We start from the raw sequence: 15,659 nt of genomic DNA on the forward strand, positions 1-15,659 counted from the left end.
TCCTAGCCTCCCCCGGAGTGGGGTCTTTCCTACCGTGCCAGCGTGGCCAGCGTGGCGGTGGCGAACTCCTTGGCCGAGTGGTTCCACCGGGCCAGCAGGCCCTGCAGGTTTTCGCCGTCCGCCCGGTGGGCGGGCAGCTGGTCCTGGAGGGTGGCCAGCACGCCGGTCCGCAGCTCGGTGTTGAAGTTGACCTTGCCTACGTTCATGGCCGCGGCTTTCACCAGTTCCCCGGCGGGGATGCCGGAAGCGCCGTGCAGCACCAGCGGAATGTGGACCCGGGCCGCAATGTCCTGGAGCACGTCCCAGCGCAGCCGCGGCTCGCCCTTGTACTTGCCGTGGACATTGCCCACGGCCACGGCAAGCAGTTCCGCGCCGGTACGGGACACGAAGTCCTCCACCTGCGCCGAGTCGGTCAGGCCTGCAACGTCGGCGCCGGACTGGTCTGCACCGAAGGCGCGGTCCTCGTCGCCGGCCAGGCCGCCAAGTTCCGCTTCGAGCACCACGTCCGGGCCCAGCAGGGCGCGGGCCGACTTGACCAGGGCAATGTTGTCCTCGTAGGGAAGGGATGAACCGTCGGCGAGGACCGAATCCGCCCCTGCCGCGACGGCGTCGGCCATCACCTTGAGGTCGCTGGCGTGGTCAAGCTGCACGGCCACCGGAACCGCCGCCGCGTCGGCCAGGGTGCGGAGCGCCGCTATGAGCCTGAGCCCGTTCGCGGTGGCGGCGGTCTTGGGTGCCACCAGCAGGATGGCACCGCGTCCTGATTCCTCTGCGGCGCCCACCACGGCCAGCGCGGTGGTGAAGTCGTAGCAGGTGAAGGCCGGCACGGCGGAACCCTGTTGCAGGGCGGTGGTGACCAGGTGGTCCAGTCGGGTACGCATCAGACGCCCAGGCCTCCCACCAGGATCCAGGCCACGAAGGTCAGCGCGAAGCCGGCCAGGCCCAGGATGGTAGTCAGGACGGTCCAGGTCTTCAGGCCGTCCGAGACGGTCAGGCCGTAGTATCGCACCACCACCCAGAAGCCGGCGTCCGTGACGTGGGAGAGGCCCAAGGCGCCGAAGCCGATGGCGATCACGATCACGGCGATCTGGGCCGGGCTGTAGCCGCCGCCGCTGACCGCTGCGGAGAGCAGGCCGGTGGTGGTCACGATGGCCACGGTGGCCGAACCCTGGGCGGCACGCAGTGCGAGGGAAATGATGAAGCCGAGCAGCAGCAGCGGCACGCCGAGCGTGTCCAGGGTCTTGGAGAGCGCCCCGCCGATGCCCGAGACCTGCAGGACGTTGCCGAAGACGCCGCCGGCAGCCACCACCATCAGGATGGAGGCGATGGGAGGCAGGGCGCCTTCGAAGATTTCACCGGTCTCCTTGAAGGACCAGCCGCGGCGGACCGCGAGCAGGAAGAAGGACAGCGCCACGGCCACCAGCAGGGCCAGGAACGGGTTGCCGATGAAGGCTGCCAGGCCGTAGAGGGGATCGCTCTTGGGGAGGATGAGGGTGCCGGCGGTACCCAGGAGGATCTGCACGATCGGGGCAGCGATCAGGAAAATGATCAGGCCCGGGCGAGGGGGTGCGATGGCGGCGGCACCGGGGCCGTCGTGGCCCACCTTGACCAGTGAGTCGGAACCGAACTCCTCCACCTGGGTCTTCACGGCCGGCAGCAGCTCGTAGTCCTTGCGGTTCATGATGGACGCCACCCAGTAGGACAGGAAGCCGAGCGGAATGCAGATGAGCAGTGAGATCAGGGCGATCAGCCCGATGTCGGCACCCAGCACGCCGGCGCCGGCAACGATTCCCGGGTGCGGCGGAACGGCCACGTGGATGGCGAGCATGATGCCGGCCATGGGCAGGCCGAACTTAACCGGGTGGACCTTGGCGATCTTGGCGAAGGCGTAGACGATGGGGACCAGCACGATGATGCCGACTTCGAAGAACACGGGGATGGCCACCAGGAAGCCGACGGCGGTCAGCGCCACGGCCACCCGGCGGGCGCCGAGTTTGCGGGTGAAGTGGTCGGCCAGCGACTGGACACCGCCGGAGACCTCGATCATGCGGCCCAGCACGGCGCCGAGCGCGATCAGGATGGCCACCTTGCCCATGGTGCTGCCCACGCCGCCGGACACCACGGTGAAGATGTCCTGCAGCGGGATCGTGGCGGCCACGGCAACCAGGATGCTGACGGTCAGCAGGGCCACGAACGCCTGGATCTTGAAGCGGATGATCATCACCAGCAGGATGGCGATGCCAACGGCGGCGATGGTGAGCAGCAGCGGGGTGCCCAGCTCCACGGCGGGCTTGATGGCCGGAGCATCGGCCGCCCGCTGTATCAGCGGGCTCATCAGGTGGTTCACGGGAAATGTCTCCTTTGACGTGCCGGTCCGGGGCAGACGGGCATCAGGTATCACGGCGGGGATGGAACGCTGCGGAACTAAGCCGCAACGCTGGGAGGTACGACGACGGCGGAGGGGGGACCGCCGTCGTCGTACCGTTCGGGGGGAGAGACGCTTACTTGGTCCGCTTGGCCGGGGCGACCACCTTGATGACGGCGGAGTCATCGGCCGCGGCGAGGCCCTGGGCCTGGCCCAGCAGGTAGAGCTGCTCGGCGGCGGCGGCAACGGGGGCTGCCAGCCCGGCCGCGCGGGTGGCTTTGCCCACGATGCCCATGTCCTTGACGAAGATGTCCAGGCGGGACAGGACCTCGGCGCCTTCCTCGTTGTAGGCCTCCAGGATGCGGGGGCCACGGTTGGAGAGCATGAAGGAACCGGCAGCGCCGGCTTCGAGGGCGGCGAGGGTCTTGGCCTGGTCCAGTCCCAGCGCGTCGGCCAGGGCCAGGGCCTCGGCGGCCGCGGCGATGTGGACGCCGCACAGGAGCTGGTTGACGGTCTTCAGGGCCTGGCCGTCGCCGGGGTTGTCACCCACCACGGTGAGCGTGGAGGCCAGCAGGTCCAGGGCCGGCGCGGCCTTTTCGCGGGCTTCGGGGGACGCGCCGACGACGATCAGCAGGTCGCCTTCGCCGGCGCGCTTGGGGCCGCCGGACAGCGGGGCGTCCACCAGGTCCACCCCGTATTCGGCCAGCTTGGCCACGGTGGCGGGGATGGCGTCGGTGCCCACCGTGCTGCCGAGGATGACGACGGCGCCCGGCTCCAGGACGGAGGCCACGCCGTTTTCGCCGAAGAGGACGTCGTTGAGCTGCTCGCCGTTGCGGACGGCCAGGAGCACGGCGTCCGCGCCCTTGGCGGCTTCGCGGGCGGTGGTGAAGGTGGCGATGCCGGCTTCTTCGGCGAGCTTGAGGCGGGGCTCGGCGATGTCGAAGCCGTGGACTGTGAGCTGGGAGGCCATGCGGGTGGCCATGGGCAGGCCCATGGCGCCGAGGCCCAGGACGGTGACGGTGTAGTTGCTGGTCATGGTGTTCTCCGTTGAATTTGTTCGGAACTCTTAGAACTTGTTGCTGAGCTTGCGGGTGACCTGGGCCAGGGAGTCGTCGTCGCCCACGTTGCCGGCGAACACGATGTACGGGATGCCCTTGGCGGGGCCGTCCACCGGTTCCCAGAGGCTGACGATGCCCGGGAGCATGGGGCCGCGGACAATGCCGTGCCGGATTTCCAGGCCGTGGGCGGCGACGTCGGAGGACGTGATCCCGCCCTTGGCGATGACGAACCGCGGCGGGAAGATCTTCAGGGTCCGGTTGACCACGTCCACGACGGCGGCGGAGACGGTGCGGGCGATCCGCAGGCTTTCGGCGGGGTCGTCCGTCTTGATCAGCAGGCGGCTGGTGTGGACGATCACGTCGCCGGCGTGGAGGGCCTCGACCACGGCGTCCACCGTGCGGTCCAGGTGCTCCTTGGCGCTGGGGTTGGCTGTTCCAGCTTCGGCGGCGAGGAGCTTCTCGACGTCGATCTCGATGATGCGCGCCGAGCTGTGTTCAGCGGTGAGGACGTTGAGCTGCCGGGTGGTCACGCCGACGTGCGAGCCCACCACGATCAGGCCGCCCGCCTCCGACGGGGTGTTGCCTGCGTAGGCCTCTTCTGAAGTCAGTGCGGCCCGGATCTCCTGGCCGATGCGGCCGCGGACGAACGGCGGGCCCACTCGGTAGAGGAGCTTCTTGCCGCGGCGTTCTGCCTCTTCCAGTCCCAGCGCCAGGGCGCGGAAGTCATTCTCGGTGACGATGTCCGCCACGATGGGCGTGGAATCGGTGGCGGGCTCGATGGCGTCCGCGATCGCCTTGGCGGAGATGGCCGGGTCCTGGGCGGCGGCGCCGGCACGGATGATGTTCAGGTCCAGGACGATCACTGAGTCCGCCGGGAACCTGCCCTGGGATTTCTCGGCAACGTAGTCGGCCATGACGGAGGTGCTGAAGCCGAAGGACGCATCCTTGGCGAATTCGGTCTCGGAGACGGGGACCACGGTGCCCTTCGCGTCACCGGTGCCGCGCATGTAGTGGACGCCGCCGATGGTGAGCCGGCCGGCGTCTGGGAATGCGGGGACCAGGACCACGCCGTCGGTCGTCTCGCCGCTGACCCCGGCAACGGTGGCCGCGATGACGTCAGGCTCCAGGGGGTAGTGGCCGCGGAGGGTGGAGTCGCTGCGGCTGACGAATCCCAGCCGCAGGGAGTCGGGCGATCCTGCCGCCGCGAGGGCGTTGCGGACCACTTCCTCATTGCGGGCAGCCGCTTCGGCGGGGTCGAGGGACCGGGTGTTGGTGAGGACGTAGACCGCGGGCTTTCCCTGCGCAAAAGCCCAGCTGAAGTCCTCCACGTCCCACCTGGTGAGCACGGGGAGGTCTGCCACGGACTGGGTGCCGGTGGGGTCGTCGTCGAGCACCACCAGGACGCGGGGAACCTCTGCGTTGGAAGCGGCCAGGGAGCCGGCAACGAGCCCTGCGGGGATCTCGAGGTCAGCCGGATAGGCGGCCAGAAGGTCTGCTTCAAGCGTCACAGTGCACTCCATTGTGTAGCGATCCGGGACCCGGATACTGATGTAAAGGTAACTGTAAGATGTCTGACATCTTGCATTTGAATGTTAGTGTGGCACACGGCATAAAGACGCGCAAGTAGACTTGTCTGACATATCCGCCGGGCGTTGGCCGGAAGCAGGAAGCGGGGGAACCATGGCAAGGAAATCGCTGGTCGGCATCGTGGCCGATGAGCTGCTGGACCGCATCATCGAAGGCGAGTTTCCGCCCGGCGCCACGGTTCCAGGCGAACTGGAACTCAGCGCCCGCCATGAAGTCAGCCGCATGACGGTCCGTGAAGCGATGAAGACGCTCCAGGCCCAGCAGATCCTCAGCGTCGAACGAGGGCGGGGGACGTTCGTCAACCCCCTGAGCCGGTGGACATCGCTGGAAGCGGTGCTGCGGGCGGCATCGGAGGGCAAGAACGACGCCGACGCCTCCATCCAACTCATCGAGCTCCGCCGGATGCTGGAAACAGGAGCCTGCGAACTTGCCGCCGGACGCATCTCGGAGGAGGACATTGCCTCCTTGTTCGCCTACGTCTCGGCCATGAAGGCCGCCAACAGCATCAACGACGTCGCAGCGTTCGTAGAGGCCGATCTCGGCTTCCACGACGTCATCCTGCGCGCCTCGGGGAACGTCTTCGTCTCCGTCCTGTTCGAGCCGCTGCACCGCGTCCTGGAAAAGCGCCGTGCCGAGACGTCGGCGGTACCGGCCATCCAGGAACACGCCATCGGACACCACCAGAACATCGCCGAGGCCCTTGAGTCCCGCGACCCGGCCCGCTCCCGCACCGCCATGGACGCCCACATGCAGCAGACCCTGGACGACCTGCGGAACCTGGTCCTGCCCGCCAAGTGAGCCCGAGGGCGGCCTGCATGAAGGGGGCCGGTCCTCTGGTCAACGCTCTCGCAGTGCCACTAGGCTTCAGGGACGGCCCGCAACCGGGAGCAACGATGATCACGAGGAGCGAAGTTGTCCAACCACACGTACAGCATTTCTGAAATTGTCGGCACCTCCACCGAAGGCGTGGACGACGCGGTCCGGAACGGGATCGCCAAAGCCTCCCAGACCCTCCGGAACCTCGACTGGTTCGAGGTGAAGGAGATCCGCGGCCACCTGGAGGAAGGCAAGGTCGCTGACTGGCAGGTAACCATCAAACTCGGCTTCCGGCTGGAAGATCACTGAGCACTCCAGCCTTAACGCCGGGAGGTCGTGAAGCACTGGCTTCACGACCTCCCGATTTTAAGCTCGTTGCCCCGGGCTCGTGCCTTAGTTGGCTGTTCCCGGGCTGCGGCGCCGCCAGACCGTTGGGACGCCGTCGAACGCGGGGAAAACCTGGCCTTCGAAGAAGGACAGGACGGTGCGGGAATCGGAGTCCGGGCTCCAGAGTCCGGAGGCCGGGCAGTGCGAACCCGTGGCTGTGGACGTGGCGCCGGCGGAGGCCTGGCGTTCCTTCAGCAGTGCGATGCGTTTCATCGTTGAGACCATCCTGGGGTGGTAAGAACCGGGCGGGGAAGCTTGTTCTTCAACCCTAGGAAACAGCCGGCCGAAGCCCAATGGGCGGCTGGCCAGAATCGGTGCCATTCGCTGGACGAATGTACAGTTACGGTACCGAGCCGCGGCGCTTAGTCCGCCGGCCCGCCGTCGGCCACCGTGGCTGCGTCCCGCAGCGCGCCTGCATCTCCCGCACCGGGAGCACTGGGGGCACCCAGGCTGCCAAGCAGGGCCAATGCGTCCGACGACGGCGAGCCCGGACGAGCGGAATACACCCGCAGCATCTGGTCGGGATCCTCCGGCAGGACCAGGTTCTCGAAGTTCAATTCCAGGTCGCCCACCGCCGGATGGTGCAGCCGGACAGTGCCCGCCGCCCTCGTGGCCACCCGGTGCCCGGCCCACCACTGGCGGAAATGCTCGCTGTTCACGGCCAACTCCCCCACCAGGTGGTTGGCCTGCGGATCGTTGGGATGCCGGCCCACGTCGAGCCGAAGGGATCCGGCGGCTTCGGCAGCCACCGTCTTCCAGTCCCTGAAAAGCTCCCGCGCCGCTGGATCAAGGATGGTCCAGCGGGTGAGGTTCCGCTCCGCCGCCTGCAGCGCCGGAAAATCGGCGAACAGCAGGAACGCCATCCGGTTGCCGGCCAGGACATCACTGCGCCGGCCCAGCACCAGGGCGGGCACCTCCCCCACCGCGTCGAGGAGCTGGCGCAGCGCGGGCCGGACGCCCTGCGCTGCGGCCGTACCGGCCTCGCGCGGACCACCGGCACAGTTCTCCAGCAGGTCCAGCATGTGCGCGTGCTCGCTGCTGTCCAGCCGCAGCGCCCTCGCGACGGCGTCCAGGACGGTGCGTGAGGGGTGGATGTTGCGCCCCTGCTCCAGCCGGACGTAGTAGTCGGTACTGACCCCGGCCAGCCGCGCCACTTCCTCCCGCCGCAGCCCCGGAACCCTGCGGGCACCGGTGCTGGGACCCGTTCCGGCAACCTCCGGACTCAGCCGGGACCGCATGGCTTTGAGGAATTTTCCGAACTCGGCGCTTTGACCCATGCAGACCATTCTGCCCGGGAAGGGTGCCCCGCTCCACCCAAAAGGTAGGACTGGGAATCCTAGGAAAAACAGGAACAGCCTTCTCTGCTGACTTGTCGGGCAAAAGTGCATAGGCTCAGGAGTGAGCCAGCGGAAACCGCTTTCTTCGTCGAGCAGCCGGCACCGATCCACATCACCATCGTCCTAGGAGCACACCCATGTCAGAGCTGACACTCAACAACGGCGTCACCATCCCGCAACTTGGCTTCGGCGTTTTCCAGGTTCCGCCGGAAGACACCCAGCGCACCGTCGAGGACGCCCTCGAGGCCGGCTACCGCCACATCGATACCGCCGCCGCCTACCGCAACGAGGCCGGAGTGGGTGCGGCGCTTGCCGCCACCGGCATCGCCCGCGACGAGATCTTCGTAACCACCAAGCTGCGCAACGGCGAGCAGGGCCGCGCGCAGGAGGCGTTCCAAAACAGCCGCAAAGCACTGGGCCTGGACTTCATCGACCTCTACCTCATCCACTGGCCGGTGCCCTCACAGGGTTTGTTCGTCCAGGCGTGGAAGGAGATGGAGCGGTTGTACCAGAACAAGGAAATCCGCGCGATCGGGGTCTCGAACTTCTTGTCCGACCACCTGGACACCCTGCTTGAGTCCGCCGAAACCGTCCCCGCCGTCAACCAGATCGAACTGCACCCCAGCTACCAGCAGGCGGACCTCGCCGCAAAGTGCCGGGACCTGGGCATCGCCGTGGAGGCGTACAGCCCGCTAGGCCAGGGCGGGGACCTGAACGGAAACGCCGTCACCGCGATTGCCAGCGCCCACGAGGCCACCACCGCCCAAGTGGTACTCGCCTGGCACCTGGCCCAGGGAAACATCGTCATCCCCAAGTCGGCCAACCCCGGCCGGATCCGGGAAAACTTCGCGGCATCATCGCTCACGCTCTCCGCCGACGAACTGGCCGCCATCACGGCGCTTGAGTCCGGTGCCCGCATCGGGTCCGATCCCGCCGTCGCGGCCTTCACCCAGATGTAGGTTTCGACAAGCCCGACCACCTGGCCGACAAGCTCCACCACCGAAAGGAATTTCCGTGCAGTACACCCACCTGGGCCGCTCCGGCCTGAAAGTTTCCCGCCTCTGCCTTGGCACCATGAACTTCGGGCCGCAGACGGAGGAAGCGGACGCCCACAGCATCATGGACTCCGCCCACGCGTCCGGCATCAACTTCTTCGACACCGCCAACGTCTACGGCGGGGCAGACCACCGCGGCTGGACCGAGGAAATCATTGGGCGCTGGTTCGCCAAGGGCGGCGAGCGCCGCGAGCACACCGTCCTGGCCACCAAGCTCTACGGCACCATGACGGACCGGCCCAACGAGTCCAAGCTCTCGGCACTGAACATCCGCAGGGCCCTGGATGCGAGCCTCAAGCGGCTGCAGACGGACTACATCGATGTGTACCAGTTCCACCACATCGACCGTGACACACCGTGGGACGAGATCTGGCAGGCCATCGAAGTGGCGGTGCAGCAGGGAAAGATCCTGTACTCCGGCAGCAGCAACTTCGCCGGCTGGCACATCGCCCAGGCCCAGGAAGCGGCGCGGCGCCGGAATTACACCGGGCTGGTCAGCGAACAGTCCATCTACAACCTGTTCATGCGGCAGGTGGAGCTGGAAGTCATCCCGGCGGCCCAGCAGTACGGCCTGGGCCTGATCCCCTGGTCACCGCTGCAGGGCGGCTTGCTGGGCGGCGTGCTGAAGAAGGAGCGGCAGGGCGTGCGGCGTACCGAAGGCCGCGCCGCCGAGACGCTGAAGAAGCATGAAGACCAGATCCGCCAGTACGAGGACTTCGCCGACGAACTGGGGCACGAACCGGGCGACGTCGCACTGGCGTGGCTGCTGCACCAGCCCGCCGTGACCGCCCCGATCGTGGGCCCGCGCACGCAGGAACAACTGGATGCCGCCATCCGCGCCCTGGACGTCACACTCGACGCAGACGCGCTCAAGCGGCTTGACGACATCTTCCCCGGCCACCGCACGGCACCGGAAGACTACGCGTGGTAACTCCCCTGGCTGCCGGCACGGTGGCGCCACGGAACCTCCTCTTCATCGGCGGCACCGGGGTGATCAGCGCGGCGGCGGCAGAACACGCCGTCGCGCTCGGCCACCGGCTGACCATCCTGAACCGGGGCCAATCCACCCGGCCGGTTCCGGACGGTGCTGAAGTGCTGCACGCGGACGTCCGGGATGCGGCCGCGGTCCGTGAGGTGCTGGGCGGCAGGGAGTTCGACGCCGTGGCGGACTTCATCGCCTATACCCCGGACCAGGCGCAAACCAGCATGGATCTGTTCCGGGACCGGGCGGGCCAGTACGTCTTCATCAGCTCCGCCTCCGCCTACCAGAAGCCGCCCACCAGGCTGCCCATCCTGGAGTCCACGCCGTTGAAGAATCCCTTCTGGCAGTACTCCCGGGACAAGATCGCGTGCGAGGAGCTGTTGTTCCGGGCCTACCGGGAAGAGGACTTTCCGCTGACCGTGGTCCGGCCGTCGCACACCTACGACCGCACCAAAATCGCCATGGTGGGCGGCTGGACGGACATCCACCGGATGCGGAGCGGGCTTCCGGTCATGGTGCACGGCGATGGCACGTCACTCTGGACGCTGACGCACAGCAAAGACTTCGCGAAGGCGTTTGTTGGCCTGCTCGGAAGGCCCCAGGCGGTGGGTGAAAGCTACACCATCACCTCCGACGAATACCTGCCGTGGAACCAGATCTACCGGCTGTTCGCCCGGGCGGCCGGCGTCCGTGAACCCGGGCTGGTGCACGTGGCATCCCAGACCATCGCCGCGCACGACCAGGAACTGGGGTCAAACCTGCTGGGCGACCGGTCCCACTCGGTGGTCTTCGATAACACCAAGATCAAATCCTTGGTCCCGGACTACACCGCCACCATCCCGTTTGCGGACGGCGCCCGGGAAATTGTCCAGTGGTACGACGCCCACCCGGAGCTGCAGCAGGTCAACGAGGCCTACATGCAGCTTTCGGACAAGCTCACCGGCTGGGCCCGGCAAGGCGCCTGATCCGTACCTGCCGGCGTGGCCGGCCTGCCGCACCATCCCGCAGCAGGCCGGCCACAGTGCCGCTGTGCTAGATTTCGGCGCATGACCCCACCCCCTCCAAGCCATCCTGCCGACGGGCCTGTCGCCGCCGCCATCGAACTCCTGGCAAAGCAGGGTTTCGATGCAACGTCTGTTGAGGAACTCGCGGAGGCCTCGGGCATGAGCCGCAGCACGTTCTTCCGGAGGTTCGGATCCAAGGAGGATGTGGTCTTCGCTGACCACGAGCGCATCCTGCAGCAGGTGAACACCCGGCTGGCGGACTCACGGCTGGAGCCACTGGCCGCCGTCGCGGACGCCGCGCTCCTGGTGTTCGACCACCACTTGCGGAACCGCGCAACGTCCCTGGCCCGGTACGGGCTCCTGCAGGCGGTGCCGGCCCTCCGGGACCGGGAGCTGGTCACCTCCCACCGGTATGAGCGGGCCTTCCTGCGGTACCTCAACGACACCCTGCCCAGGGACGGCCGCCGCGAGTACGCGGCCGTTGCCTTCGCCGCAGCCGTAGTGGCCGTGCACAACGCCTTCCTGCGGCAGTGGCTTCGCGCGCCCTTCGCGGCCGGGGAATCCGGGCAGCCTGACAGGGCGGCAGCCCTCGCCCGTGAACTCGCGGCCTTGGCCGAAACGTTCCGGCCAACCCTCCTCGGACCCGGCGCCCCTGTTGACGCCACGGAGCAAAAGGCGGCCACCGTCGTCGTCACCGTGCTCGCCGGCCCGGCAGACAAGGATGCCATCGCCCGGGCGGTCCGCGATGCCTTGCCCTGACGCCCAGCCGTATCTGGTACGGAGTTTCTTGACGTGGAACTGCGTTTCAGTGCATTCTTAGTCGATGCGGCATGAGCCACATCACCCGGGCGGCCCGCAGCCGCCGCTGAACCAGAGGATGCAGACATGACGACGACGTCGCCCAGCCCAGCACCCACCGTCACTGGCGGTGCGCCGGACTTCCCGGCCGGGACGGTGGAACCCGAGTACCTTCTCACCGAGGCCCTCGGCACCGATCCCGCCGCCGTCTTCGCCGGCATCAACGCCGAGGACCGGAAGTACTGGGACCGCGCCCGCCGCTTCGTCCAGGAGGAAGTCCTCCCCGTCATTGACGGCTACTGGGAGCGCGGCGAGTACCCGCTCCACCTCCTCCACCGCCTCGGCGAACTGGACCTGCTCCGCGACGGCACCGCCGTGGACGGCTTCGAACCGATGAGCAGCATGGCCGCCGGACTGGTGAACATGGAAATCAGCCGTGGGGACGGATCCGTGGCCACCATGATCGCGGTCCAGGGCGGCCTCGCCCTGCGGTCCGTCGCCGAGTGCGGATCCGAGGCGCAGAAGGAACGCTGGCTGCCCGCGATCGCCCGCGGAACCGAGTACGCAGCCTTTGCCCTCACAGAGCCCACCCATGGATCCGACTCCGTAGCCCTGGAAACCACGGCAACCCGCACTGACGGCGGATTCCTGCTCAATGGCGAAAAGAAGTGGATCGGCAACGGCTCCATCGGCGGGGTCAGCGTTGTCTGGGCGCGCGGCGACGATGGCCAGGTGCACGGCTACCTGGTCCCCCAGGATTCCCCCGGCTACGCCGCCACCAGGATCGAGGGCAAGCTGGCCCTTCGCGCCATCTGGCAGGCCCACATCCGGCTGGAGAACGTCTTCGTGCCCGAAAGCAACGTCCTGCCGGGCGCACGCACGTTCAAGGACACCGCCCGCGTCCTGTTGGCGACCCGGCTCGGCGTGGCCTGGTCCGCCGTCGGGCATGCCACGGCCTGCTACGAGACAGCCGTCCAGTACGCCAAGCAGCGCAAGCAGTTCGGCCGGCCGCTGGCCGCGTCCCAGATCATCCAGGAGCGCCTGGCGCGGATGCTCAGCGAACTGGCCACCATGCAGCTCATGGTGGTGCAGATGACCCGGCTCGACGAAGCCGGAACGCTGACCCCGGAGCAGGCCTCGCTGGTCAAGTACACCTGCACCCGGACGGCCCGCGGGATCGCCTCCAATGCCCGCGACATGTTGGGCGGCAACGGCATCCTGCTGGCCAACCGGGTGGCCCGGCACCTGGCCGATATCGAAGCGATTCATACCTACGAAGGCACCGAAACCGTGCAGGCCCTGATCATCGGCCGCGGCATCACAGGTGTCTCCGCCTTCGCCTGACCCTTACCGGCTGACTTTGGCAGCCCCATCGTCCCGAAAGGACTGTTCTTGAACCAGAACGCCAACATCCCCGTCATCCTCGGCGGCGCCCGGACACCTTTTGGCAGGTTCCGCGGCGGCCTCACCCCCTTCTCCTCGAGCGAGCTGGGCGCCCACGCGATCCGGGCGGCGCTGGAACGGACGGGCGTTGCCCCGGAACTCATCGGAGCCGTCATCGTGGGGCAGGTCATCCAGGCCGGGGCCGGCCAGGGCCCGGCGCGGCAGGCCAGCCTGGCCGCCGGCATCGGCTGGGACGTTCCCACCATCACCATCAACAAGCTCTGCCTGTCCGGCCTGACGGCAGTCATTGATGCCGCCCGGATGATCCGCACCGGCGAAGCCGACTTCATTGTCGCCGCCGGCCAGGAGTCCATGACCAATGCGCCGCACCTGGTCCCCGGGCTGCGCGCCGGCGTCGTCATCGGCGATGCCCCCATGCTGGACTCCCTGAACCATGACGGGCTCCAGGATCCGGTGAGCGGCAAACTGATGGGCGAGGCAACTGACGCCGGAAATGTTGAGCGCGGGATCACCCGTGCCGAGCAGGACGCCGTGGCCGCCCGCTCGCACCAGCGTGCCGAAGCGGCGCGCGCTTCCGGTGCCCTGGCAGAGGAAATCGCGCCGATCCAGGTACCGCAGCGCAAGGGCCCCGCCGTGACCCTTGAGCACGACGAGGGCATCCGGCCGGACACCACGGCCGAATCGCTGGCGCAGCTCCGGCCTGCCTTCTCAAAGGATGCCGCAGCCACCATCACCGCCGGCTCGGCGTCGCCCCTGTCCGACGGCGCGGCGGCGCTGGTGATTGCCAGCAAGGCCGCCGCCATCGCCGCGGGGCTGGAATGGATCGCCGAGATCGGCGCACACGGCCAGACTGCAGGCCCGGACGGATCGCTGCACTCCCAGCCCGCCCGGGCCATCGAGCGTGCCCTCAAGGTCGAGGGCCTCAGCACGCAGGACCTCGACCTGGTGGAAATCAACGAGGCCTTCGCCTCGGTCCTGATCCAGTCCGCGAACGATCTTGGAATCGACGCCGAAACGGTCAACGCCGAGGGCGGGGCGATTGCCCTGGGCCACCCCGTCGGCGCCTCGGGCGCCCGCCTGGTGCTGCACCAGGCATTGGCGCTGAAACGGCGTGGCGGCGGCACCGGCGTCGTAGCCCTCTGCGGGGGCGGCGGCCAAGGCGACGCCCTCATCCTCAAAGCCTGACCCTTTCACCAGCGAGTCCCTCCCACCAAGGAAGCAGGCCATGACCAACACCAGCACCGCCGACGGTTTTGCCACCATCTCCGTCGCCGCCATCCTGGCCGAATCGGCACACCGGACCCCGGACAGCGTTGCCCTCGTCGTCGGTGAGGACCAGGTCAGCTACCGGGACCTGTGGAGCCAGACCCGCGCCTACGCCGGAGCGTTGCGGGCCCGCGGCATAGGTTCGGGAGACGCCGTCGCCGTCCTCATTCCCAACGTTCCGGACTTCGCGCGGGTTTATTACGCCATCCTGTCCCTGGGCGCCATCGTGGTCCCCGTGCACGCCTTGCTCAAGGCCCGTGAGATCGAATATGTCCTGCAGGACAGCGGGGCCGGGCTGCTGATCTGCGCTGCCCCGCTCCTGGCCGAGGGTGCGGCGGGTGCTGCCGCCAGCGGAGTGGACGTGGTGACGGTGTTGGCACCGGACGACGACGGGTTCCCCCGGCTGGAGACGGAGGCCGCCGCCGCCGACCCCATCCGGACCTATGAACCCTGCCGCCCCTCGGACACGGCCACCATCCTTTACACCTCGGGCACCACGGGCAAACCGAAAGGGGCGCTGGGCACGCACTTCGCCCTGGTGGAACAGACCAGCGTCCTGCTCACCAGCGTGATGGACTTCCGGCCCGGCGACGTCCTGTTCGGTGGACTGCCCCTGTTCCACACCTTTGGCCAGACCGTTGTCCTCAACACGGGACTCCGCGCCGGCGCCACGATCGTCCTGATGCCGCGATTCACCGGCGCAGACGCCCTGCAGCTGCTGGTAAAGCACGACGTGAACATCTTCCTCGGCGTGCCCACCATGTACGTGGCTCTCCTGGAAGCCGCCAAGTCAGCGCCTGAACGGCCGGCGGCCTTGCGGTACGGCATCTCCGGCGGGGCCTCCCTTCCGCTGGCCGTGATGGACCGGTTCCGCGACGTCTTTGGGGTGGAAATCCATGAAGGCTACGGCCTCACCGAGACCTCCCCGGTGGCCGCCTTCAACCACGTGGGCACCCCTCCCCGGCCGGGAACCATCGGGGTCCCGATCTGGGGCGTGGACATCGAGATCGCCCGTCCCGAGACGGTGGAAAGCATCGAACTGCTGCCCAACGGGGAACTGGGCGAGCTCGTGATCCGCGGACACCTGCTGATGAAGGGCTACCTCAACCGCCCGGAGGCAACGGCAGAAGCCGTGGTGGACGGCTGGTTCCGCAGCGGCGACCTTGGGACAAAGGACGACGACGGCTACCTCACCATCGTGGACCGCAAGAAGGACATGATCATCCGCAACGGATACAACGTCTATCCCCGGGAGGTGGAGGAAGTCCTGCTGACCCACCCGGCCGTGGTCAGCGCCGCCGTTTACGGAATTCCGGACGAGATGCATGGGCAGGAGATCGCGGCCGCAATCGTACTGGACCCGGGAGCCGCCGTCACCGAATCCGAGCTGGTCGAGTTCGCCAGCACCCGGCTGGCGGCCTATAAGTACCCGCGGGTGGTCAGGATCCTCTCCGAACTGCCCCTCGGACCAAGTGGAAAGATCCTCAAGCGGAAACTGGCCGGGGACGCCGGCTAAGCCCGCGGGACCGGCACACCGGAGGACAAACCCCAAAGCTTCCCCCGAAACCTCATGGACGAAGGCACCGCCGCGGCCGATTCA

The 15,659-nt window shown here is 67.8% G+C and carries 15 protein-coding genes; 9 read left to right on the forward strand and 6 right to left on the reverse strand.

All coding sequences use genetic code 11. The features are described 5' to 3' along the window. Positions 1-29: 29 nt before the first annotated feature. The 4 genes from DFO47_RS07440 to DFO47_RS07455 form a co-directional block, all read right to left on the reverse strand. Complete coding sequence (locus tag DFO47_RS07440; protein WP_018763729.1) at positions 30-881, reverse strand: class II fructose-bisphosphate aldolase; 852 nt, start codon at positions 879-881, stop codon at positions 30-32. Continuing rightward, a complete protein-coding gene (locus tag DFO47_RS07445) occupies positions 881-2,347 on the reverse strand; it encodes a GntP family transporter (RefSeq protein ID WP_018763730.1) in 1,467 nt (488 codons plus the stop codon). The genes DFO47_RS07440 and DFO47_RS07445 overlap by 1 nt, the downstream gene beginning before the upstream one ends. Positions 2,348-2,501: 154 nt before the next feature. After that, positions 2,502-3,401, reverse strand: a complete 900-nt coding sequence (locus DFO47_RS07450) for an NAD(P)-dependent oxidoreductase (protein ID WP_133831207.1) — start codon at positions 3,399-3,401, stop codon at positions 2,502-2,504. 30 nt (positions 3,402-3,431) lie between these two features. Then, positions 3,432-4,931, reverse strand: coding sequence for a four-carbon acid sugar kinase family protein (locus DFO47_RS07455; protein WP_133831208.1), 1,500 nt, complete (start codon positions 4,929-4,931; stop codon positions 3,432-3,434). Positions 4,932-5,103: 172 nt separating this feature from the next. On the opposite strand from DFO47_RS07455, the gene DFO47_RS07460 reads away from it, so the two are divergent. Continuing rightward, positions 5,104-5,808 (forward strand): FadR/GntR family transcriptional regulator, encoded by a 705-nt coding sequence (locus tag DFO47_RS07460; RefSeq protein WP_018763733.1) that lies wholly within the window; start codon positions 5,104-5,106, stop codon positions 5,806-5,808. A gap of 114 nt (positions 5,809-5,922) precedes the next feature. Beyond that, positions 5,923-6,135: a dodecin gene (locus tag DFO47_RS07465; RefSeq protein ID WP_018763734.1), complete on the forward strand. Its 213-nt coding sequence runs from the start codon at positions 5,923-5,925 to the stop codon at positions 6,133-6,135. Positions 6,136-6,219: 84 nt separating this feature from the next. On the opposite strand, the gene DFO47_RS07470 is transcribed toward DFO47_RS07465, so the two are convergent. Further along, positions 6,220-6,426 carry a hypothetical protein gene (locus DFO47_RS07470; RefSeq protein ID WP_018763735.1) on the reverse strand — a complete coding sequence of 69 codons (207 nt, stop codon included), beginning with the start codon at positions 6,424-6,426 and terminating at the stop codon, positions 6,220-6,222. Positions 6,427-6,575: 149 nt separating this feature from the next. Then, entirely contained in the window at positions 6,576-7,490 is a 915-nt protein-coding gene (locus tag DFO47_RS07475) for a helix-turn-helix transcriptional regulator (RefSeq protein ID WP_133831209.1), read from the reverse strand. Positions 7,491-7,687: 197 nt separating this feature from the next. Here DFO47_RS07475 and DFO47_RS07480 point away from each other — a divergent pair, with 197 nt between their 5' ends. The 7 genes from DFO47_RS07480 (at position 7,688) to DFO47_RS07510 (ending at position 15,575) form a co-directional block, all read left to right on the forward strand. Continuing rightward, positions 7,688-8,509 (forward strand): aldo/keto reductase, encoded by an 822-nt coding sequence (locus DFO47_RS07480; protein WP_133831210.1) that lies wholly within the window; start codon positions 7,688-7,690, stop codon positions 8,507-8,509. Positions 8,510-8,564: 55 nt separating this feature from the next. Continuing rightward, positions 8,565-9,536 carry an aldo/keto reductase gene (locus DFO47_RS07485; RefSeq protein ID WP_018763738.1) on the forward strand — a complete coding sequence of 324 codons (972 nt, stop codon included), beginning with the start codon at positions 8,565-8,567 and terminating at the stop codon, positions 9,534-9,536. Continuing rightward, entirely contained in the window at positions 9,530-10,552 is a 1,023-nt protein-coding gene (locus DFO47_RS07490; RefSeq protein WP_133831211.1) for an NAD-dependent epimerase/dehydratase family protein, read from the forward strand. Before DFO47_RS07485 ends, DFO47_RS07490 begins: the two co-directional genes overlap by 7 nt. Before the next feature lie 81 nt (positions 10,553-10,633). Next, positions 10,634-11,350 carry a TetR/AcrR family transcriptional regulator gene (locus DFO47_RS07495; RefSeq protein WP_109863646.1) on the forward strand — a complete coding sequence of 239 codons (717 nt, stop codon included), beginning with the start codon at positions 10,634-10,636 and terminating at the stop codon, positions 11,348-11,350. 126 nt (positions 11,351-11,476) lie between these two features. After that, a complete protein-coding gene (locus DFO47_RS07500) occupies positions 11,477-12,733 on the forward strand; it encodes an acyl-CoA dehydrogenase family protein (protein ID WP_133831212.1) in 1,257 nt (418 codons plus the stop codon). Between the two features lie 48 nt (positions 12,734-12,781). Continuing rightward, positions 12,782-13,978: an acetyl-CoA C-acetyltransferase gene (locus DFO47_RS07505; RefSeq protein WP_018763742.1), complete on the forward strand. Its 1,197-nt coding sequence runs from the start codon at positions 12,782-12,784 to the stop codon at positions 13,976-13,978. A gap of 40 nt (positions 13,979-14,018) precedes the next feature. After that, positions 14,019-15,575 carry a long-chain fatty acid--CoA ligase gene (locus tag DFO47_RS07510; RefSeq protein WP_133831213.1) on the forward strand — a complete coding sequence of 519 codons (1,557 nt, stop codon included), beginning with the start codon at positions 14,019-14,021 and terminating at the stop codon, positions 15,573-15,575. Positions 15,576-15,659: the final 84 nt, after the last annotated feature.

Source organism: Arthrobacter sp. AG258, from assembly GCF_004364695.1.
In the GTDB taxonomy this organism is placed as follows: domain Bacteria; phylum Actinomycetota; class Actinomycetes; order Actinomycetales; family Micrococcaceae; genus Arthrobacter.